Source organism: Pantoea sp. SGAir0183 (assembly GCF_043545505.1).
In genome coordinates, this window is sequence record NZ_CP028053.1 from 1,902,925 (window position 1) to 1,924,649 (window position 21,725).

General features: G+C 55.1%; 20 protein-coding genes. 13 read left to right on the plus strand and 7 right to left on the minus strand.

Annotated elements, in window-relative coordinates:
• The first annotated feature begins 180 nt into the window (after positions 1-180).
• The 6 genes from aspS to ruvB all read left to right on the plus strand — a co-directional run bounded on the left by aspS (position 181) and on the right by ruvB (position 5,693).
• On the plus strand, positions 181-1,962 hold the full coding sequence (aspS, locus tag C1N59_RS08835; protein WP_033741983.1) for an aspartate--tRNA ligase: 1,782 nt from the start codon (positions 181-183) through the stop codon (positions 1,960-1,962).
• On the plus strand, positions 1,962-2,393 hold the full coding sequence (nudB, locus tag C1N59_RS08840; protein ID WP_162285805.1) for a dihydroneopterin triphosphate diphosphatase: 432 nt from the start codon (positions 1,962-1,964) through the stop codon (positions 2,391-2,393). Before aspS ends, nudB begins: the two co-directional genes overlap by 1 nt.
• Positions 2,394-2,661: 268 nt before the next feature.
• The gene (locus C1N59_RS08845; RefSeq protein ID WP_394550593.1) at positions 2,662-3,405 is read left to right on the plus strand and encodes a YebC/PmpR family DNA-binding transcriptional regulator; all 744 of its coding nucleotides are present in this window, start codon (positions 2,662-2,664) and stop codon (positions 3,403-3,405) included.
• 36 nt (positions 3,406-3,441) lie between these two features.
• Positions 3,442-3,969 (plus strand): crossover junction endodeoxyribonuclease RuvC, encoded by a 528-nt coding sequence (gene ruvC, locus C1N59_RS08850; protein ID WP_033741979.1) that lies wholly within the window; start codon positions 3,442-3,444, stop codon positions 3,967-3,969.
• 96 nt (positions 3,970-4,065) lie between these two features.
• Positions 4,066-4,680 carry a Holliday junction branch migration protein RuvA gene (gene ruvA, locus C1N59_RS08855; protein ID WP_006120270.1) on the plus strand — a complete coding sequence of 205 codons (615 nt, stop codon included), beginning with the start codon at positions 4,066-4,068 and terminating at the stop codon, positions 4,678-4,680.
• A gap of 8 nt (positions 4,681-4,688) precedes the next feature.
• Positions 4,689-5,693, plus strand: coding sequence for a Holliday junction branch migration DNA helicase RuvB (gene ruvB, locus C1N59_RS08860; RefSeq protein ID WP_006120271.1), 1,005 nt, complete (start codon positions 4,689-4,691; stop codon positions 5,691-5,693).
• Here ruvB and znuB read toward each other — a convergent pair whose 3' ends face one another.
• Positions 5,694-6,479 carry a zinc ABC transporter permease subunit ZnuB gene (gene znuB, locus C1N59_RS08865; RefSeq protein WP_394550595.1) on the minus strand — a complete coding sequence of 262 codons (786 nt, stop codon included), beginning with the start codon at positions 6,477-6,479 and terminating at the stop codon, positions 5,694-5,696.
• The gene (znuC, locus tag C1N59_RS08870) at positions 6,476-7,231 is read right to left on the minus strand and encodes a zinc ABC transporter ATP-binding protein ZnuC (protein WP_394550597.1); all 756 of its coding nucleotides are present in this window, start codon (positions 7,229-7,231) and stop codon (positions 6,476-6,478) included. The genes znuB and znuC overlap by 4 nt, the downstream gene beginning before the upstream one ends.
• A gap of 77 nt (positions 7,232-7,308) precedes the next feature.
• On the opposite strand from znuC, the gene znuA reads away from it, so the two are divergent.
• The 3 genes from znuA to lpxM all read left to right on the plus strand — a co-directional run bounded on the left by znuA (position 7,309) and on the right by lpxM (position 10,690).
• Positions 7,309-8,256, plus strand: a complete 948-nt coding sequence (gene znuA, locus C1N59_RS08875; protein ID WP_394550599.1) for a zinc ABC transporter substrate-binding protein ZnuA — start codon at positions 7,309-7,311, stop codon at positions 8,254-8,256.
• Positions 8,257-8,270: 14 nt separating this feature from the next.
• Positions 8,271-9,602 (plus strand): murein DD-endopeptidase MepM, encoded by a 1,332-nt coding sequence (mepM, locus tag C1N59_RS08880; protein ID WP_394550601.1) that lies wholly within the window; start codon positions 8,271-8,273, stop codon positions 9,600-9,602.
• A gap of 113 nt (positions 9,603-9,715) precedes the next feature.
• The gene (gene lpxM / locus C1N59_RS08885; protein ID WP_054633645.1) at positions 9,716-10,690 is read left to right on the plus strand and encodes a lauroyl-Kdo(2)-lipid IV(A) myristoyltransferase; all 975 of its coding nucleotides are present in this window, start codon (positions 9,716-9,718) and stop codon (positions 10,688-10,690) included.
• 28 nt (positions 10,691-10,718) lie between these two features.
• Here lpxM and C1N59_RS08890 read toward each other — a convergent pair whose 3' ends face one another.
• Together C1N59_RS08890 and pyk are read right to left on the minus strand one after the other, a co-directional pair.
• Positions 10,719-11,951 carry an MFS transporter gene (locus C1N59_RS08890; RefSeq protein ID WP_054633646.1) on the minus strand — a complete coding sequence of 411 codons (1,233 nt, stop codon included), beginning with the start codon at positions 11,949-11,951 and terminating at the stop codon, positions 10,719-10,721.
• Between the two features lie 84 nt (positions 11,952-12,035).
• Positions 12,036-13,478, minus strand: coding sequence for a pyruvate kinase (gene pyk / locus C1N59_RS08895; RefSeq protein WP_033741964.1), 1,443 nt, complete (start codon positions 13,476-13,478; stop codon positions 12,036-12,038).
• Between the two features lie 803 nt (positions 13,479-14,281).
• Here pyk and zwf point away from each other — a divergent pair.
• Together zwf and C1N59_RS08905 are read left to right on the plus strand one after the other, a co-directional pair.
• Positions 14,282-15,757, plus strand: coding sequence for a glucose-6-phosphate dehydrogenase (gene zwf / locus C1N59_RS08900; RefSeq protein ID WP_006120280.1), 1,476 nt, complete (start codon positions 14,282-14,284; stop codon positions 15,755-15,757).
• A gap of 189 nt (positions 15,758-15,946) precedes the next feature.
• Complete coding sequence (locus C1N59_RS08905; protein ID WP_033741962.1) at positions 15,947-16,585, plus strand: bifunctional 4-hydroxy-2-oxoglutarate aldolase/2-dehydro-3-deoxy-phosphogluconate aldolase; 639 nt, start codon at positions 15,947-15,949, stop codon at positions 16,583-16,585.
• A gap of 37 nt (positions 16,586-16,622) precedes the next feature.
• Here C1N59_RS08905 and purT read toward each other — a convergent pair whose 3' ends face one another.
• Complete coding sequence (gene purT, locus C1N59_RS08910; protein WP_394550810.1) at positions 16,623-17,801, minus strand: formate-dependent phosphoribosylglycinamide formyltransferase; 1,179 nt, start codon at positions 17,799-17,801, stop codon at positions 16,623-16,625.
• Positions 17,802-17,973: 172 nt separating this feature from the next.
• Here purT and C1N59_RS08915 point away from each other — a divergent pair, with 172 nt between their 5' ends.
• The gene (locus C1N59_RS08915) at positions 17,974-18,618 is read left to right on the plus strand and encodes a tellurite resistance TerB family protein (RefSeq protein ID WP_205951952.1); all 645 of its coding nucleotides are present in this window, start codon (positions 17,974-17,976) and stop codon (positions 18,616-18,618) included.
• 117 nt (positions 18,619-18,735) lie between these two features.
• The gene (locus C1N59_RS08920; protein WP_394550604.1) at positions 18,736-20,808 is read left to right on the plus strand and encodes a prolyl oligopeptidase family serine peptidase; all 2,073 of its coding nucleotides are present in this window, start codon (positions 18,736-18,738) and stop codon (positions 20,806-20,808) included.
• Here the strand turns inward: C1N59_RS08920 and exoX are convergent.
• Together exoX and C1N59_RS08930 are read right to left on the minus strand one after the other, a co-directional pair.
• Positions 20,792-21,460 carry an exodeoxyribonuclease X gene (exoX, locus tag C1N59_RS08925; RefSeq protein ID WP_394550606.1) on the minus strand — a complete coding sequence of 223 codons (669 nt, stop codon included), beginning with the start codon at positions 21,458-21,460 and terminating at the stop codon, positions 20,792-20,794. The two genes, C1N59_RS08920 and exoX, sit on opposite strands and share 17 nt — an antisense overlap.
• A complete protein-coding gene (locus tag C1N59_RS08930) occupies positions 21,460-21,690 on the minus strand; it encodes a DNA polymerase III subunit theta (RefSeq protein WP_006120290.1) in 231 nt (76 codons plus the stop codon). Before C1N59_RS08930 ends, exoX begins: the two co-directional genes overlap by 1 nt.
• Between the last annotated feature and the right edge of the window lie 35 nt (positions 21,691-21,725).

Sequence of the window (21,725 nt, forward strand, 5' to 3'; positions counted from 1 at the left end):
AAGGCAGTATATTGACGCAACCCGGTGAAAAGGGAACAGGAAATGCCGTGCTTTAGCGTGGCTCCACTTATCCTGTCAGCCTTTTTCCATTATAATAGCGGCCTTTTTTGCGACAGCACCTGATAAGGTTACGCGGCCTGGTGCTGTCTGCTGCAGCGGCGAAGTTAAAAGGATAGTGTTATGCGTACAGAGTATTGTGGACAGCTCAATCTGTCTCATGTGGGTCAGCAAGTTACGCTTTGCGGCTGGGTCAATCGCCGTCGCGATCTGGGAAGCCTGATCTTTATCGATATGCGCGACCGTGAAGGCATCGCCCAGGTGTTTTTCGATGCCGATCATCAAGAGGCGTTCCAGCTGGCATCTGAACTGCGTAACGAATTCTGTATCCAGATCACCGGTACCGTCCGTGCCCGTGACGAAAAGAACCGAAACAGCGACATGGCGACCGGCGACGTGGAAGTGTTCGCCCACGCGCTGACCATCATCAACCGTGCTGACCCTCTGCCGCTGGATTCTAACCAGACCAACAGCGAAGAAGCGCGTCTGACGTATCGCTATCTGGACCTGCGTCGTCCGGAGATGGCGCAGCGTTTGAAAACCCGTGCGAAAATCACCAGCTTTGTGCGTCGCTTTATGGATAACGAAGGCTTTCTTGATATTGAAACGCCGATGCTGACTAAAGCAACGCCAGAAGGCGCGCGCGACTATCTGGTGCCCAGCCGTGTGCACAAAGGGAAGTTCTATGCGCTGCCGCAGTCACCGCAGTTGTTCAAGCAGCTGCTGATGATGTCCGGCTTCGACCGCTATTATCAGATCGTTAAGTGCTTCCGTGATGAAGACCTGCGTGCTGATCGTCAGCCAGAGTTTACCCAGATCGACGTTGAAACCTCCTTCATGACCGCAGAACAGGTGCGTGAGAAGATGGAGCGTCTGATTCGTGAACTGTGGATGGACATCAAAGGGGTGGATCTGGGGGCGTTTCCACAGATGACCTTTGCCGAAGCCATGCATCGCTTTGGTTCGGACAAGCCTGACCTGCGCAACCCGATGGAGCTGGTGGACGTAGGCGATCTGCTGAAAAGCGTCGAATTCCAGGTCTTTGCGGGTCCCGCAAATGACCCGAAAGGCCGCGTAGCTGCGCTGCGCGTGCCCGGCGGTGCGGCGCTGACGCGTAAGCAAATCGACGAATACGGCAAGTTTGTTGAAATCTACGGGGCCAAAGGGCTGGCGTGGATGAAGATTAACGAACGTGCCAACGGCTTCGAGGGCGTGCAGAGTCCGGTGGCCAAGTTCCTCAGTGCCGACATCGTGGAAGCGATACTGAACCGCACGGGCGCACAGGATGGCGACCTGATCTTCTTCGGTGCCGATCGCGCGAAAGTCGTGGCGGATGCGCTGGGTGCGCTGCGCCTGAAAGTCGGCCGCGATTTGCGGATCACCGACGAAAACGCCTGGGCACCGCTGTGGGTAATCGACTTCCCGATGTTTGAGGAAGATGAAGAGGGCGGTCTGGCTGCGATGCACCATCCGTTCACCTCACCGAAAGACATGACCGCAGAGGCGCTGGCCAGCGATCCGGTTCAGGCGGTGGCAAATGCCTACGACATGGTGATTAACGGCTACGAAGTGGGCGGCGGTTCCGTGCGTATTCACAACAGCAAAATGCAGCAGACGGTGTTCAGTATCCTCGGGATCACCGAAGAGGAGCAGCGCCTGAAGTTTGGCTTCCTGCTTGACGCGCTGAAATACGGTACACCACCGCACGCGGGCCTGGCGTTTGGTCTGGATCGTCTGACGATGCTGCTGACCGGCACCGATAACATTCGCGATGTTATCGCATTCCCGAAAACCACCGCCGCCGCGTGCATGATGACCGAAGCACCGAGCGAAGCCAATCCTGCCGCGTTGCTGGATCTGGGCATTCTGGTGGCGCCGAAGAAAGAAAAGTCAGAGAACAAGTAATGGGCAATAAACATCCGGTATCGGTGCTGGTGGTGATTTTTGCGCAAGATACTGGCCGGGTGTTAATGCTGCAGCGACGTGATGATGCCAGCTTCTGGCAGTCGGTCACAGGCAGCCTGGAAGTCGGGGAAACCCCGCGCCAGGCGGCCGAGCGTGAGGTGTCAGAGGAGCTGTCCATCAACATTGCGGACGAAAAGTTAGTGCTGGAAGACTGTCACAAACAGATCGAGTTTGAAATTTTCCCGCACTATCGCCACCGTTACGCACCGGGCATCACGCATAACCGTGAACACTGGTTCAGGCTGGCGTTACCCGCAGAGCGCGACCTGGTGCTTACCGAGCATCTTGCCGCGCGCTGGCTTGAGCCCGCCGCTGCTGCTGCCCTGACCAAGTCCTGGAGTAACCGCCAGGCGATTGAGGAATTTATCTGAATGCCTGCCGTAACGCGTTTTTCAGGCGGCAGTGACGTTAAATTTCGCGAATTCGACGAAGCTCATCCTTCGTTCCCTAAACCGGGCGCCGGTGATAAACCGGCGCCGTTAAAATTGAAGAGTCGGGCATCATCGGTATCGCGAAGCCGCGACCGTCAGTGCAGTGCAACCGGAACGTTTATAACGACGTGAGGATGGCAGGCACTGTCGGGAGGCGGATCGTAAGTCAGATAACCCGTGCGATTGTTAAGATCGGAGAATATGCAAGATGGCTGGACATAGTAAATGGGCGAATACCAAGCACCGCAAGGCTGCTCAGGATGCCAAGCGCGGTAAAATCTTTACCAAAATCATTCGCGAGCTGGTGACCGCCGCGAAACTGGGTGGGGGCGATCCCGGTTCTAACCCACGTTTACGTGCTGCCATGGACAAAGCGCTGTCTAATAACATGACACGCGATACCATGAACCGTGCGATTGCACGCGGTGTGGGCGGCGAAGATGATTCCAACATGGAAACCATCATCTATGAAGGTTACGGTCCGGGGGGATCTGCCATCATGATCGAGTGCCTGAGTGATAACCGAAACCGTACGGTGGGTGAAGTGCGTCATGCGTTCACCAAAACCGGCGGCAACCTGGGAACCGATGGCTCCGTGTCTTACCTGTTCAGCAAAAAAGGCGTGATTTCTTACGCGCCAGGCCAGCATGAAGATGCGGTGATGGAAGCCGCGCTGGAAGCCGGTGCAGAGGACGTGGTGGCGTATGATGATGGCGCTATCGATGTCTTCACCGCCTGGGAAGAGATGGGCACCGTGCGCGATGCGCTGGAAGCCGCCGGTCTGAAAGCGGATACGGCGGAAGTTGCGATGATTCCGTCAACCAAAGCGGAAATGGATGCGGAAACCGCACCGAAACTGCTGCGTCTGATCGATATGCTGGAAGACTGCGACGACGTGCAGGAGGTTTATCACAACGGTGAGATCTCCGATGAGGTGGCGGAAACGCTGTAATGCTGTACCGCTTTCATCGCTGGCTGGAGACGCGTCATGTCTATCATCCTGGGGATTGACCCCGGTTCACGCGTCACCGGTTACGGGGTGATTCGTCAGACCGGCCGCCAGCTCACCTATCTGGGCAGCGGCTGTATCCGCACCAATACGACAGAATTGCCGGCGCGCCTGAAACTGATCTATGCTGGCGTTTGCGAAATTATCACGCAGTTTTCGCCTGATTTTTTCGCCATCGAGCAGGTGTTTATGGCGAAGAACGCCGACTCGGCGCTGAAGCTTGGCCAGGCGCGCGGTGCCGCCATCGTCGCGGCGGTAAACCATGACCTGCCGGTGTTCGAATATGCCGCACGTCAGGTGAAGCAGACGGTTGTCGGAACCGGCGGTGCAGAAAAAAGTCAGGTTCAGCATATGGTCAAATCTTTACTGAAGCTTGCAGCCAGTCCGCAGGCTGATGCCGCCGATGCGCTGGCTATCGCGATTACGCACTGCCATGTTGCACAGAATGCCGCGCGCATGAGTGAGAACACGCTGGTGCTGACCCGCGGCCGGCTGCGGCAGCGCTAACGGCAATCCCCGCAATATGCCCGTCAGGCTGGATATTCATCCAGCCTTTTTTATGGTATAAATTCCGCCACATACGTTGAATAAGGAAGGCATCAGGTGATAGGTCGTTTACGGGGAACCATTCTGGAAAAGCAGCCACCGCTGGTCCTGCTGGAGGCGCATGGCGTTGGTTATGAAGTCCATATGCCAATGACCTGTTTTTATGAACTGCCTGAGCTTAATCACGAAGCGATAATCTTTACGCAATTTGTGGTTCGTGAAGACGCGCAACTGCTGTTCGGCTTTAACAGCAAACAGGAACGTGCCCTGTTTCGTGAACTGATAAAAGTCAACGGCGTTGGGCCGAAACTGGCGCTCGCTATTCTGTCGGGCATGTCCGCTCAGCAGTTTGTCACGGCGGTGGAAAAAGAAGAGATTGCCGCGCTGGTCAAACTGCCGGGTGTGGGCAAGAAAACCGCCGAGCGTCTGGTTGTCGAGATGAAGGATCGCTTTAAAGGGATGCATGGCGATCTGTTTGGCGGTGACTCGGCCTTTACGCTGACCACGCCGGGCCCGGAACCCGAAACCAACGACGCCGAAGCGGAAGCGGTTGCAGCGCTGGTGTCCCTGGGTTATAAACCGCAGGAAGCGAGCCGCATGATCAGCAAAGTGGGTCGCCCTGACGCGGATTGTGAAACATTAATTCGCGAAGCGCTCCGCGCCGCTATTTGAGGTAATTCATGATTGAAGCCGATCGCCTGATCTCCGCCGCCAGCGTTAGCGAAGAAGAGAGCCTCGACCGCGCCATCCGGCCTAAGATGCTGACCGAGTATGTCGGCCAGCCGCAGGTGCGGGAGCAAATGGAAATTTTTATCAAAGCGGCCCAACTGCGTGGCGATGCGCTGGACCATTTGCTGATTTTTGGCCCACCCGGGCTGGGAAAAACCACCCTAGCGAACATTGTGGCTAATGAGATGGGCGTCAATCTGCGCACCACCTCCGGTCCGGTGCTGGAGAAAGCGGGCGATTTGGCGGCGATGCTGACCAACCTTGAGCCGCATGATGTGCTGTTTATTGATGAGATTCACCGCCTGTCACCGGTCGTTGAAGAAGTGCTGTATCCGGCGATGGAAGACTATCAGCTGGATATCATGATTGGCGAAGGTCCGGCAGCGCGATCGATTAAGCTTGATCTGCCGCCGTTTACGCTGATTGGTGCCACTACGCGCGCGGGCTCACTGACGTCGCCCCTGCGCGATCGTTTTGGTATCGTGCAGCGGCTGGAATTCTATCAGGTAAAAGATTTGCAGCATATCGTCGGGCGCAGTGCCGCCTGTCTGGGCCTGGCGCTGAGCGAGGAGGGGGCCCTTGAAATCGCCCGTCGCTCTCGCGGCACGCCGCGTATTGCTAACCGACTGTTACGCCGGGTGCGTGATTTTGCAGAAGTGCGGGCAAACGGTAACTTAAGCGGCGAAGTCTCAGTGACCGCGCTGGACATGCTTAACGTTGACAGCGAAGGTTTCGACTATATGGATCGTAAACTGCTGCTGGCGATTATTGATAAATTCACCGGCGGGCCGGTGGGTCTGGATAACCTTGCGGCGGCGATTGGTGAAGAGCGGGAAACGATCGAAGATGTCATCGAGCCCTTCCTGATTCAGCAGGGCTTTATTCAACGCACACCGCGCGGCCGGATGGCCACGCAGCATGCTTACCGTCATTTCGGTATCACCAAAGAGGCGTAATCACAGCGCCGGTTTGCGCACCATACTGACGATAAACAGTATGGCTGCGCACAGCACCACAGACGGCCCCGCAGGCGTGTCATAAAACGCCGAGAAGGTTAACCCGCCGGTCACTGCCAATACCCCGATCAGCACCGCAATTGCGGCCATCATTTCCGGTGAACGTGCAAAGCGTCGCGCCGTCGCAGCCGGGATAATCAGCAGCGAGGTGATGATCAGCGCCCCGACAAATTTCATCGCCACGCCAATAGTCAGCGCGGTCACCAGCATCAGGATTAACCGGGTGCGTTGAATATTCACCCCATCGACCTGCGCCAGTTCGGGGCTGATGGTCATCGACAGCAACGCGCGCCACTGCCAGGCCATGACCGCTAAAACACAACCTACGCCCGCAGCCATTGCCCCGAGATCGGCAGGGGTGACCGCCAGCAAATCGCCGAACAGGTAGGCCATCAAATCGACCCGCACATTCGACATCAGGCTGACGACCACCAGTCCCAGTGAAAGCGCACTGTGCGCCATGATGCCCAGCAAGGTATCTATGGCCAGATGCGGGCGGCGTTCCAGCCAGACCAGCCCCAGCGCCAGACAAACCGTCACCAGAATCACGGCATAATATGGATTTACATCCAGCATTAAACCAAACGCAACGCCCAGCAGTGAGGCATGGGCCAGCGTGTCGCCAAAGTAAGACATCTTGCGCCAGACGACAAACGAACCCAGAGGACCGGCAGCCAGCGCCAGCATGACGCCGCCCAGCCAGCCCGGTAGCAATAATTCAATCATAGTGGACCCGGTCCCTTGCGAAGTACGATACGTCCCTTTAAGTCGTGACGATGATTATGGTGATGACGATAGATAGCCAGTTCCTGCGCGCCGCGTGGCCCAAACATGGCAATAAATTCCGGATGCTGAGAGACAGCCTCGGGCGTGCCGGAACAGCAGATATGATGATTGAGGCACAGCACTTCGTCTGTCTTGGCCATGACCAGATGCAAATCATGAGAGACCATCAATACCGCACAGTTCAGCTCATGACGAAGCTGGTTAATCAAATCATAGAGCGCGACCTGACCATTGACGTCCACGCCCTGTGTCGGCTCATCCAGCACCAGCAACTGTGGCTGATTAAGCAGCGCACGCGCAAGCAGGACGCGCTGCATTTCGCCACCGGACAGTTTCTGCAGGGGAGAGGTCAGCAGGTGACCGGCCTGAACGCGTTTGAGCGCAGGCAGAATGTCCTGATGACGTGCGCCACGTGAAAAACGCATAAAACGCTCGACGGTGACCGGTAACGCCGGATCGATGTGCAGTTTCTGGGGCACATAACCAATACGCAGGTTCGCACTGCGATGCACCTGACCGGATGAGGGCGCGAGCAGGCCGAGTACTACGCGCACCAGCGTCGATTTACCCGCGCCATTGGGACCCAGCAGCGTCAAAATTTTACCAGGATGAAGCGCCAGGCTCACGCCAGACAGGACGGTGCGTTGAGCAAATTGTATGGAGACATTTTCAAGTGTGACAAGTGATGGCATAAGATTTACAGGTTGCGCAGAATTTCGAATGTTATAATATCACATCCAATCTGTTGATGACGAAGGAATGACGCATTATGTTACATAATATAAAAGGGGTGGGTTTTACCCTGGCTGCGCTTGCTTTTGCTACCGCCGTTGCTTTGCCCGCTCATGCCAATGTGGTGGCCTCCATTAAGCCTGTTGGCTTCATTGCCTCTGCGATTGCGGACGGGGTAACACCGGTGGAGGTCTTGCTGCCTGATGGCGCATCCGAACATGATTATGCCCTGCGTCCGTCTGATGTAAAACGCTTACAAAACGCGGACTTAGTGGTCTGGGTGGGACCAGAAATGGAAGCGTTTATGACCAAATCAGCCGCCGCCCTGCCAGAAAAAAAGAATCTTGAGATAGTACAAATTCCCGGCGTAAAAACGTTGCTGCTGCGGGGCGGTGAAGACGATGATCACGATGACCATGAGGCAGCAGAGCACGATCAGGATGCAGAGCATCATCACCATCACGGTGAGTTTAATATGCACTTGTGGATGTCACCTGAAATCGCGCAAAAAACCGCGGTTGCAATCCATGAAAAATTATTGGAACTTATGCCGCAGGATAAAGCCAAACTTGACGCCAACCTGCAGCATTTTGAGGCAGAATTAGCGGACACAGATAAGCGCATTATCTCACAGCTTGCCCCCGTTAAAGATAAAGGGTATTTCGTTTTTCACGACGCTTACACGTACTTTGAAAAACACTACGGTCTCTCGCCCACCGGGCATTTTACCGTTAACCCAGAAATTCAACCGGGTGCACAGCGCTTACATCAAATTCGAACACAGTTGGTTGAGAAAAAGGCCGTTTGCGTCTTTGCTGAGCCACAATTCAGGCCGGCGGTCATCGATGCTGTTGCCCGTGGAACGCAGGTGCGTAAAGGCACGCTCGATCCACTGGGCACAGACATCAGCTTAGGAAAAGACAGCTATGTGAAATTCCTCTCACAGCTGTCGAGCCAGTATGAGACCTGCCTGAAAGGAGCATAGAGGAATAGTTTAACGTGCAGCAGATAGCCCGCTCTGTCGCCCTCGCATTTAATAATTTGCCGCGCCCCCACCGCGTTATGCTGGGATCGTTAACCGTTGTTACTCTGGCCGTCGCAGTCTGGCGGCCTTATGTTTACCATCCAAATGATGATGTTACGCCCATCGTCAAAGCCATTGAGTTAGACAAAAACGAGTTTCGCACACTGCTTCCTGAAGCCAGTGAACCTATCGATCAAACCACGCCCGAACCCGATGAAGAACTGCCTTCAGACGACGTCGATCAGGATGTCGCCGATACGGCAGGCACGCACGATTACACCGTCTCCTCAGGCGACACGCTCAGCAGCGCACTGAACCAGTATGGCATCGACATGAGCGACATTAATGCGCTGGTGGCCAGCGATAAAGATCTGCGTAATCTGCAGGTCGGTCAGCAGCTCAGCTGGACGCTCAATGATGCCGGCGCACTGGATACCTTTACCTGGGAAATCTCGCGTCGTGAAACCCGCACCTATACGCGCACCGATAAAGGTGGCTTTAGCATGCAGTCGCAGATGCAAAAGGGTGAATGGCGCAACAGTGTGATTCAGGGCGAAGTCCGCGGCAGCTTTGCCGCCAGCGCTATGCGTGCCGGTTTAAGCGGTGCAGAGGCCAGTAGCGTGATCAAAGCCATGCAGTGGCAGATGGATTTTCGTAAGTTACGCGCGGGCGATAAATTTAGCGTGCTGATGTCGCGCGAAATGCTGGAAGGCAAGAGCGCGCAAAGCCAGCTACTGGGTGTGCGTTTGCGCAGCGGCGGTAAAGATTATTACGCGTTCCGGGCCGAAGACGGCAAATATTACGACCGCAGCGGTGCGGGCCTGGCGCGGGGCTTTATGCGTTTCCCCACCGTGAAACAGTACCGTGTCTCGTCGAACTTTAATCCGCGCCGTCTTAATCCGGTGACGGGCCGAATTGCACCACACAAAGGTGTCGATTTCGCGCTGCCGGTTGGTACGCCTGTGCTGGCTGTGGGCGATGGCGAAGTCGTGGTGGCCAAAAACGGCGGTGCCGCCGGTAACTATGTGGCTATCCGTCACGGCCGTCAGTATATGACGCGTTACATGCACCTTAAAAAAGTGCTGGTGAAACCGGGGCAAAAGGTAAAGCGTGGCGATCGTATTGCGCTCTCCGGCAATACCGGCCGTTCAACCGGACCGCATCTGCATTTTGAGATCTGGATAAATAATCAGGCTGTTAATCCCCTGACGGCCAAGCTGCCGCGCATGGAAGGTCTGACGGGCAAAGATCGTTCGCAGTATCTTGCTCAGGTCAAAGGCTGGTTACCGCAGTTGGGGATGAAGTAAATACTTTGATAACGTCGACGGCATGGCCGTCGACTTTTTTATCTCTGGCGCAGGATGATTGCAAATTTACTCGTCGCCACTATCATTAGCCCGTCATTGATTGAGGCGAGTGCATGGAAACCCGTAAAAAAAATAACATTGAATTTATTCCCGTTTTTGAACGTTCTTTTTTAAAGCCAAAATACTGGGGCAGCTGGCTGGCCATTGGCGCGCTGGCGGGTATTGCATTGATGCCGCCTCGCGTGCGCGATCCGCTTCTGGGAGGGCTCGGCAAGTTTGCTGGTAAGCTGGCGAAGGGCGCGCGTCGCCGTGCGCTCATCAATCTCTATTACTGCCTGCCTGAATTAAGCGAATCTCAGCGTGACGCGATCGTCGATCAGATGTTTGCCACCGCACCGCAAGCCATGGCCATGATGGCCGAGCTGGGTATGCGCGATCCGACACAGATCCGACAGCGGGTTGAGTGGCACGGTCGGGAAATCATTGATCAACTGCAGGCCGACAAGCAGAACGTGATTTTTCTGGTGCCGCATGGCTGGGCTGTGGACATTCCGGCCATGCTGCTGGCCTCAGAGGGACAGATGATGGCCGCGATGTTCCATAACCAGAGCGATCCGCTGGTGGACTATGTCTGGAACCGTGTCCGCCGTCGTTTTGGTGGTCGTATGCATGCGCGCAACGATGGCATTAAGCCGTTTATCAGTTCGGTCCGTCAGGGCTACTGGGGCTATTATCTGCCTGACCAGGATCACGGGCCGGAACACAGTGAGTTTGTCGACTTCTTTGCCACTTACAAAGCTACCTTACCCGCCGTTGGCCGGTTGATGAAAGTCTGTCGCGCCCGCGTCGTGCCGCTGTTTCCGGTGTATAACGGAGAAAGGCATAAGCTGGAAATTTACGTTCGTCCGCCGATGGATGACTTACTCGAAGCGGATGACCGTCAACTGGCGCGGCGGATGAATGAAGAGGTAGAAGTGTTTGTGCGTCCGCATCCGGAACAATATACCTGGATACTGAAACTGCTTAAAACCCGAAAAGCGGGTGATGTCGAACCCTACTCGCGAGACGAGCTTTATCCTCGTAAATAAAGAAAGGCCGCATGGCGGCCTTTATAATTTAGACGGGCGTTACTTTGGCGTGACGCCTGCGTTCCCGCAGAAACATCAGCACCAGGCCAAACCACAGGACACCACTGATAAAGTTGATCAGGCTAAACCAGATCACCCCACCGCTAAAATAGAAGTGCTTCGCCAGCTCAATGCCGGCAGCCAGCGTCAAAATGCTGATCATGCCCAGCATGGCCGCGACGCTGCCTTTACCTTCATCGCTGGCATAGAGCGTCAGCCGGTAAAGTCCGGCATTCACCATCCCGCCGCCGAACGCGTACAGGCTTAATCCTGCGGTAATCAACAAATAGCTGTGTGTGTTTATCAGCGTGGCAAATAAAGCAAGGCTTAACCCGAGTAATATGGGCCAGGCGGCAAATTTCACGGGTTGCTCAATCGGCATCCGGCCAACCAGTTTACTCAGGGTCAGGTTACCGGCAATCATTGCCATAAATACCGGCAGCTGGAGCAGGGCGTACTCCATTCGTGAAAGTCCTTCATCACGCATCAGAATGACCGGGGACAGGGCCACCCAGGTCAGAATAGGAATGAAAACCAGTCCGATGGCAAAGGACCCAAACATCACCTGACGATCTTTTATCAGTCGGCCATAATTGCGCGCCAGCACCGGCAGCGCAATGGACTGGTGACGATCGCCGGCGGTTTCAGGCATGACCCGCCAGAGTACGATAAACGCCACGGCGCTGCAGGCGGCAAACAGCCAGAACATACTGCGCCAGCTTCCGACCGTGAGCCAGGCGGCGCCCGCCAGAGGCCCGGCGAGCGGTGCCAGCAGGGCGACATTCGCCATCAGTGCCATAATGCGCACGGCCAGTGCTTCCTCGAACGCTTCCTGAATGGCTGCATAGCCGACCGCACCAATAAAACACAGGCTAATTCCCTGCAGGAAACGCAGACTGACGAACTGCTCAATGTCACTGACCCAGGTGGTCAGAATACAGGCGGCAGCAAAAAACAGAATGCCGGACAGCAGCACGGGCCTGCGGCCATATTTATCGGACAACGGGCCAAGCAGCCATTGTAAAACCACGCCACCCAGCAAATAGGCCGTCAGAGAGGTGGAAACCCACTGATCGCCTACGTCGAATTCGGCGGTGACCAGCAACATGCCGGGTTGGATCATATCGTGAGCAATATAGGTGGCGAACTCATAAAGCACCATCGCCAGCGGAAACAGCATCACGCGTCCGGTCAACTGGCGGATGGGTTGATAACGGGCCATCTGGCCTCCTTATGAAAAAACAAAAAACGCGACTGCAAGGCAGCCGCGTTTAAATGGTAATACAGATGTGTATGAAAAGCGGTATTAATCGACGCGCAGCACCCGGCCGGTGTTAGTCGTGCCGGTTGCCCCCATCACATCCCCTTGCGTGACGACTACTAAATCACCGGAGACGAGGAAGCCTTTGTCACGCAGCAGATTAACGGCGTCATGGGCGGTGGCCACGCCTTCGTTATCGCTGTCGAAAAACACGGGCGTCACGCCGCGATACAGCGCGGTGATATTCAGCGTACGTTCGTGGCGCGACATGGCAAAGATCGGCAAACCTGATGTGATACGTGAGGTCATCAATGGCGTACGACCGGATTCCGTCATGGTAATAATGGCGGTCACGCCCTGCAGGTGGTTCGCCGTGTACATGGCTGACATGGCGATCGCTTCTTCGATATTATCGAACTGCACATCCAGACGGTGTTTAGAGACATTTACGCTTGGGATTTTCTCGGCACCCAGACAGACTTTTGCCATGGCGGCAACGGTCTCCGCCGGATACTGACCGGCAGCGGTTTCGGCTGACAGCATTACCGCATCGGTGCCGTCCAGCACGGCGTTGGCGACGTCCATGACTTCAGCGCGCGTCGGCATAGGATTGGTGATCATTGATTCCATCATCTGTGTCGCGGTGATGATGGTACGGTTCAACTGGCGCGCACGGCGTATAAGGGCTTTCTGAATCCCGACCAGTTCCGGATCGCCAATTTCCACGCCCAGGTCGCCACGGGCAACCATCACCACGTCAGAGGCCAGAATGATGTCATCCATGGCTTCCTGCGAGGCGACCGCTTCGGCACGTTCTACTTTCGCGACCATTAACGCGTCACAGCCCGCATCGCGCGCCAGACGGCGGGCATAGTGCATGTCTTCACCACAACGCGGAAAGGATACCGCCAGATAGTCCACGTTGATTTTGGCGGCCGTGATAATATCGGCTTTGTCTTTCTCCGTCAGGGCTTCAGCCGACAGGCCTCCGCCCAGTTTGTTGATGCCTTTATTGTTAGAAAGTGGGCCACCTACTGTTACTTCGGTAAACACTTTGACGCCCTGAACCTCCAGCACCTTCAGCTGTACGCGACCATCATCCAGCAGCAGGATATCGCCGGGTACCACATCCTCGGGCAGACCTTTATAGTCAATGCCGACGCGTTCTTTATCGCCTTCGCCTTTGCCCAGCGCCGCATCAAGCAGGAACCGGTCGCCCACGTTCAGGAAGACTTTACCTTCTTTAAAGGTGGATACACGAATTTTAGGGCCTTGCAAATCGCCCAGAATGGCCACATGTCGACCGAGTTTTGCCGCAATCTGACGCACTTTATCGGCACGCATCTGGTGATCTTCGGGCGTACCGTGTGAAAAGTTAAGACGCACAACGTTGGCACCAGCAGCAATGATTTTTTCGAGATTGTTGTCGCGGTCAGTGGCTGGGCCGAGAGTGGTTACGATCTTGGTTCTTCTTAAACGTCGGGACATAGAGATTCCTTTGAATTTTGGAACTGAGCTGAATCGTTACTTTTTAAGGTATTAGCCCGTCAGATACTGATTACCACACAGAGGTATTATTATACATTCGAGTGTGTCAGAACTGTGGCACTGCGCCCGGAAGACGTCCAGTAAAGGCGCTTTTGTCAGATACAATACTGAGACTCACCGAGGAAGTCATCCCCCCTTCGACGCTAGCGCCAGCTTAATTGACCAGACGCAAGTGACGCAGCCATTCTGCGTGTCACAACGCGGCAGGCTGAACAGCCCGTTCATCTGTATCGTAGTTACAGCCGGGCCGCGCGTAACAGACCAGGCTGTTGCGGTCGTTCGTTTGCCGGTGGGGAAGGCATCGTCTGTTGTTTGGCCCACGAAGCCGGTGTAAACAGCGAAAAGCGTAAAGCGGCAAGTGTTGCACCGGCGCATTATCCCGACCAGATAGGGAGTAAATATCTGTTAGAATGGATAAATGCTGAGATGAAAGGCAATGCTGCCGGGGTGACCCTGTAGAATCAGCCGCGGGGCAAGGTCTGATAAGTCGGCTGGCCCTTTTTTTGCCATAATCAGCGTCGCACTGGCTGCAGCCAGACAATTTTTGACACAGAAAAATAAGCGAAAGCGCACGGGTCAACCTACCACAGACGCGAATTACGCGCAGAGTAAGTAGGGTGACGCCGCGGGCTGGTTTACCTGGCCTGGGGAAAAAAGTACATTGTGCTGAAAGTAAATAACAACATGGACCCGGTGCTCAGGATGCATCGCCACCGGGACTATCCTGCAACGAGGAGAGGAAAATGGCGGTAACACAAATAGCCCAGGCATGCGATCTGGTAATTTTCGGCGCCAAAGGCGATCTCGCCCGTCGTAAACTGTTGCCCTCGCTGTATCAGTTAGAGAAAGCGGGTCAGATTCATGAAGAAACCCGGATTATCGGCGTTGGCCGTGCAGAGTGGGATAAAGCTGAATACACCAAAGTGGTGCGTGAGGCGTTAGAAACCTTCATGAAGGAAAAGATTGACGAAGCGCTCTGGGATAAGCTCAGTAACCGTCTCGATTTCTGTAACCTTGATGTTAACGATACCTCGCATTTCCCAAGACTGGGTAAGATGCTGGATCAGAAAAACCGCACCACGATTAACTATTTCGCCATGCCGCCCAGCACCTTCGGGGCCATTTGTCAGGGCCTCGGCATGGCCAAGCTCAATGCGAAACCGGCGCGCGTGGTGATGGAAAAACCGCTCGGCACGTCGCTGGAAACGTCAAAAGAAATCAACGACAGCGTAGGCGAGTATTTCGATGAGAGTCAGGTGTTCCGTATTGACCACTATCTGGGGAAAGAAACGGTTCTGAACCTGCTTGCGCTGCGTTTCGCAAACTCCATCTTCGTGAACAACTGGGATAACCGCACGATCGATCACGTGCAGATTACCGTGGCTGAAGAGGTGGGCATTGAAGGCCGTTGGGGTTACTTCGATAAAGCCGGGCAGATGCGCGATATGATCCAGAACCACCTGTTACAGGTGCTGACCATGATTGCAATGTCTCCGCCTTCCGATCTCAGTGCCGACAGCATTCGTGATGAGAAAGTGAAAGTGCTGCGTTCGCTGCGTCCTATCGATCAGACGAATGTCCGTGAGAAAACGGTGCGGGGTCAGTACACCGCCGGCTTTGTGCAGGGCAAAAAAGTCCCCGGCTACCTGGAAGAAGAGGGCGCCAACAAAACCAGCTCTACGGAAACCTTTGTGGCCATTCGCGTCGATATCGACAACTGGCGCTGGGCGGGCGTGCCCTTCTATCTGCGCACCGGTAAGCGTTTGCCGACCAAGTGTTCTGAAGTCGTGGTGTACTTCAAAAACCCGGAGATGAACCTGTTTAAAGACTCTTACTCCGAGTTACCGCAGAACAAACTGACCATCCGTCTGCAGCCGGATGAAGGGGTGGACATTGAGATCCTGAACAAGGTGCCGGGTCTGGATCACAAACACAAACTGCAGACGACCAAGCTGGATCTGAGCTACTCAGAAACCTTTAACCAGTCTCATCTGGCGGATGCGTACGAGCGTTTACTGCTGGAATCGATGCGCGGCATTCAGGCACTGTTCGTGCGCCGTGACGAGGTGGAAGCCGCCTGGACTTACGTTGACTCCATCATCAACGCCTGGGCCGCAGATGGTGATTCCTCCAAACCTTATCAGGCCGGCACCTGGGGACCGGTGGCGTCCGTCGCGATGATCACGCGAGACGGTCGTTCCTGGAATGAATTCGAATAATCCCTTCCCAGCCCGCATAATGCGGGCTTTTTTTTGCACCACCTCTCAAAAATGAACTACTGTTTTAAAAATTTTATTCGTTGATGGACGGTGAAACGGAGAATCCTGTATGGTAGTCGTGCTGTTAACCGGACTGGCGCTGTAAAGGCTTCGGCGCAGTGATCACAATGTTATTTACCAGGGGAAGTGATGAAAAACTGGAAAACGAGTGCAGAACAGATTCTGAAAACCGGACCGGTCGTGCCGGTAATCGTGGTTAACAAGCTGGAACATGCGGTTCCCATGGCTCAGGCGCTGGTCGCCGGCGGCGTCAGGGTGCTGGAAGTGACCTTACGCACGCCCGTGGCGATGGATGCCTTACGCGCCATTATCAAACAGGTGCCAGAGGCTATTGTCGGTGCGGGAACGGTGCTGAACACACAGCAGCTCCAGGAAGTGACGGAAGCGGGCGCACAGTTTGTAATCAGTCCCGGTATCACCGAGTCCTTACTCAAGGCCGCCGTTGAAGGGCCAGTTCCGCTTATTCCCGGCATCAGCACGGTGTCAGAATTAATGACCGGCATGGATTACGGTCTGCGAGAGTTTAAATTTTTCCCGGCCGAAGCCAACGGCGGGGTAAAAGCGCTACAGGCCATCGGTGGGCCTTTCCCTCAGGTGCGTTTCTGTCCGACGGGCGGTATCTCACCAGCGAATTACCGTGATTATCTGGCGCTGAAAAGCGTACTTTGTATCGGCGGCTCCTGGCTGGTGCCGAACGAGGCGCTGGAAGCAGGGGACTGGCAGCGTATTACGCAGCTGGCCAGCGAGGCCGTCGCGGGGGCCCGCTAACGGGCAGACGGTGAGCCCGCAGGCTCACCGCACTCACTTAACCCTGAACGCTGACGGCAGCCGCACTGGCTACCGCGCGCGCAACAGCCTCTTCCGTTGTCTCGGCGCAGGCCAGAGCAACACCTAAACGACGATGACCTTCAATTTCGGGCTTGCCAAACAGGCGCAACTGCAAACCCGCCCCCAGTGCTGCTTCTACATTCGCAAAGCGGACATTCTGGCTGGTTAACTGTGGCAGAATAACGGCTGAAGCAGAAGGGCCGTACTGGCGAATGGCCCCTACAGGCAGCCCCAGGAACGCGCGGACATGCAGGGCGAATTCTGACAGATCCTGCGAGATCAGCGTCACCATGCCGGTGTCGTGCGGACGCGGAGAGACTTCACTGAATACCACTTCGTCGCCGCATACAAACAGCTCCACACCAAATAATCCATAGCCACCCAGTGCGTTGACCACGGTTTCCGCGATATGCTGGGCACGCTGTAGCGCCAGGTCGCTCATCTGCTGCGGCTGCCATGACTCACGGTAATCGCCGTCTTCCTGGCGATGACCGATAGGGGCGCAGAAATGAATGCCGTCAACGGCCCTGATGGTCAGCAGGGTGATTTCAAAATCAAACTTCACCACGCCTTCAACGATAACGCGTCCCGCCCCGGCGCGACCGCCTTGTTGCGCATAATCCCAGGCCTTATCCAGCTGGCTGGCATCGCGAATAAAACTCTGGCCTTTGCCGGATGAACTCATAACGGGTTTGACGATGCAGGGAAAACCAATCCCGGCGGCGGCAGCGACAAAATTTTCTTTGCTGTCGGCAAAGCGGTAGGTTGAAGTGGGCAGTGCCAGCTCCTCTGCGGCCAGACGACGAATGCCTTCGCGGTTCATGGTGAGGCGGGCAGCGCGGGCAGTGGGCACGACGCGCTGACCTTGCTGCTCCAGCTCCAGCAGTTTCTCTGTTGCGATGGCTTCAATCTCAGGCACCACGAAGTCTGGTTTCTCCTGGGCAATAACGGCGGCCAGTGCGTCGCCGTCCAGCATATTTATCACATGGATACGGTGCGCTACATGCATCGCAGGCGCATTGGCGTAGCGGTCAACCGCAATCACTTCCACACCCAGACGCTGACATTCCAGCGCGACTTCTTTGCCCAGTTCTCCTGAGCCTAACAGCATGACGCGCGTGGCAGCAGGGCGTAGCGCAGTTCCGAGAGTCGTCATCATTTCACCTAAGCAGTCAACCAGTCAAAATTCGCGCGCAGTATAAACGAAAACGTTTGCTTTCTCACCTCTTGCGCACATTTCATCTCGTTTGCGCTACTTTTCCTGCTCTGACGTTTCCTGACATCTTTTTGGTAATGATGATGTTTCTGGATGGTAAGGGGAGTAAATAATGAATAACTGGCTGCAACAGATTCAATCAGTACTGGCAAAAAAGAGCGGTGACGGCAAATCCGGCGGCGGGCTGAGTGAGATGCTGGCCCCCGGTGCGCTGGGTGGCCTGGCGGGATTGCTGGTGGCCAGTAAATCATCACGCAAGCTGTTAACTAAATATGGCGGCAAAGCCTTAATCATCGGCGGCGGGGCAGCAGCGGGCGCGGTGTTGTGGAACAAATACAAACAGCGGGTGCGTGAAACCCATCAGGACGAACCGGGTTTTGGTGAGTTACAGACGCCGGTTGATCAGCGCGCAGAACGACTGGTCACGGCCTTAGTGTTTGCCGCCAAAAGCGACGGGCATATTGATGACCGTGAACGTGCGGCGATTGAGCAGAACATTCATCAGGCAGGCTATGGTCAGGATGCGGAGAAACTGATCCAGCAGGCCATGCAGCGGCCGCTGGACCCCGAATGGCTGGCGGCGGATGTTAAAAATGAAGAAGAAGCACTGGAACTCTATTTTCTCAGCTGTGCCGCCATTGATGTTGATCATTTTATGGAGCGCAGCTACCTGTCGGCACTGGGCGACGCGCTAAAAATTCCGCAGGATGTCCGAAAAGGTATCCAGCAGGATATTGATCAGCAGAAGGCCAGTTAACTCATGTCCGGGCCCGTAACAGGGCCCTGAACACGCTCATACTCACTATCCCTGACTTGGCATCTGAAGACATTAGTGCCACCCTTAATGTTGATGATGTTCAGCAGGATGGATGATATGAAAGCACCTGACGCGAAAAAAATACCTTACGAGATGTCGCTGCATGGCGAGACGCGGGTCGATAACTACTACTGGTTGCGCGATGACAAACGCGAAAACAGCGATGTGCTGGACTACCTGCGTGCTGAGAACAACTATGGTCAGAAAATCATGGCGTCACAGGAGCCATTACAAAACCGTATTCTCCACGAGATCATTGACCGACTGCCGCCTCAGGACCATTCCGTTCCCTACGTAAAAAATGGCTACCGCTACCAAAGCCGTTATGAAAGTGGTAATGAATATGCCGCCTATTACCGGCAGCCTGCCAGTTATCAGGAAACTGATGAATGGACGTTGCTGCTGGATGCCAATCAGCGGGCTTCACACAGTGATTTTTATACCATGGGCGCGCTGCATATCAGCCCGGACAATCAGGTCATGGCCCTGGCAGAAGATTTCCTTTCCCGCCGCCAGTACGGCATTCGCTTTCGCAATCTGGAAAACGGGAGCTGGTATCCTGAGGTGCTGAATGATGCCTCTTCCAGCTTTGCCTGGGCGAATGATTCACGCACGCTCTACTATGTGCGCAAGCATCCGCAAACGTTGCTGTCTTACCAGCTCTGGCGGCATGAACTGGGCACGCCACAAAGCGATGACCAGCTGGTTTATGAAGAAAAGGATGATACCTTTCACCTCAGCATTCATAAAACCACCTCAAAACAGTTCATCCTGATCGTACTGGACAGTACCAATACCAGTGAAATTCAGCTGCTGGACGCCGATTTGCCGGACGCCCTCCCACAGGTCTTTCTGCCACGGCGACGCGATCACGACTACAGCCTCGACCACTATGACTTTACGTTTTTTATACGCTCAAACCGTGAAGGCAAAAACTTTGGCCTGTACCGCACGCGTTACCTCGACGAATCGCGTTGGGAAACCGTGATCCCCGCGCGTGACCATGTGGTGATGGAAGACTTTCAGCTCTTCCGTGACTGGCTGGTTGTCGAGGAACGCCAGCGCGGCCTTACCAGCCTGCGGCAAATGAACTGGCACACGGGCGAAACCAGCGGTATCGCATTTGACGATCCTACGTACGTAACCTGGCTGGCTTACAACCCCACGCCACGCACCAGTAAACTGCGCTATGGCTACTCCTCCATGACCACGCCTGCCACGCTGTTCGAACTGGATATGGACACGGGTGAACGCCGTATTTTAAAGCAGAGCAGCGTCAAAGACTTCAATCCGGATGAGTACAAAAGCGAACATCACTGGATTACCGTGACTGACGGCACCGAAGTGCCGGTCTCGCTGGTCTATAACCGCAAGTACTATCAGAAGGGACAGAACCCGATGCTGGTTTACGGTTATGGTGCCTATGGCAGCAGCATGGATGCGGACTTTAGCGTCAGCCGGCTGAGTTTGCTGGATCGCGGTTTTGTCTATGCACTTGTGCATGTGCGTGGCGGCGGTGAGCTGGGGCAACAATGGTATGACGGCGGTCGCCTGCTTAACAAGATGAACAGTTTTACCGATTTTATTGACGTAACCCATGAACTGGTGGCAAGGGGGTTCGGGCACCCGGACCGGCTTTATGCCATGGGCGGCAGTGCGGGCGGACTGCTGATGGGGGCGGTCATCAATCTTGCACCGACGCTGTATCACGGTGTCGTTGCGCAGGTGCCGTTTGTCGATGTGTTAACCACCATGCTTGATGAATCAATTCCGCTGACCACGGGGGAGTATGACGAATGGGGCAACCCAAATGAGGCGAAGTATTACCACGCTATTCGTCAGTACAGCCCGTACGACAATATTGACGCCCGGCCCTGTCCCCATCTGCTGGTTACCACAGGCCTGCACGATTCACAGGTGCAGTACTGGGAACCGGCGAAATGGGTCGCAAAACTGCGTGAACATAAAACGGATGACACACTGCTCCTGCTCTGTACCGATATGGACTCGGGGCACGGGGGCAAGTCAGGGCGTTATAAAGCCTACGAAGGCGTCGCGCTGGAGCTGACCTTTATCATTGCACTGGCCCAGGGGAGTCTGCCCCCGCCTGACCTCAGGGAAGCTGACTGAGATATTTACGCAGCGCCTGTCGCAATGGCGGGCGCAAATCTTTAACGTTCTCCAGCATCCATTTCAGATAACCCGGATCTTTGCGGGCAATGGCGGCCAGCGCCTGGCCGCGATACTTACCAAACGGCAGTACGTCATCGCGCTGAGCGGCAGGCTGAGAGCGCTGGCTCATTTCAGCGGCGCTCCAGCCAGACAGGTCCATAATGCGGATCAACAGGGCCGCCGTAACATAGCAGTCGTAAAGTGCGCGGTGAGCATGTAAATCTGCGGGCGGCGTCACTTCCAGCTTCAGACTGTGCCGCAGCGCCTGATTCCCGTATTTGATACCTGGCCACAGCTGGCGTGCCAGCGTCATGGTGCAGATCCAGTCGCCGGCCATCTCAGGCAACATCCGGCGGTCAAAGCTGGCATTGTGCGCGACATAATATGCACTGCCGTGGTAACGCGTAATGGCATCTTCAATCGGCGGCTTACCCATCACCATCGCTTCAGTGATGCGATGAACGGCCATCGCCTGGCGGCTGATAGGGCGGTCGGGTGAAACCAAATCGCTCATAGGATTGACGATCTGGCCGTCAATCACATCCACGGATGCCACTTCGACAACGCCGCCTTGCAGCCCGCAGGTTTCTGTATCAATGACACGTAACATTATTTCTGTTTAGGCTCGTAGGGCAGGCGGGACAGATTCAGAGAGGCCTGGCGATAGTGCATTAAGCGCTGACGAAACCAGTCGCGCAGGGCTTCGGGTTGTTCACTGGCCACCATTTCAGCCACCACAGGCATGTTATAGCGTTCTTTAAATGCAACGCCTGCCGCCGCCAGATCAACGTTGACTTTGTCTTTCTCTTCCTGCGACAGCAAGGCAAGGTTATGACTCATGATATTCTCCTGATATGCGTGCGCAAAAGTAATGT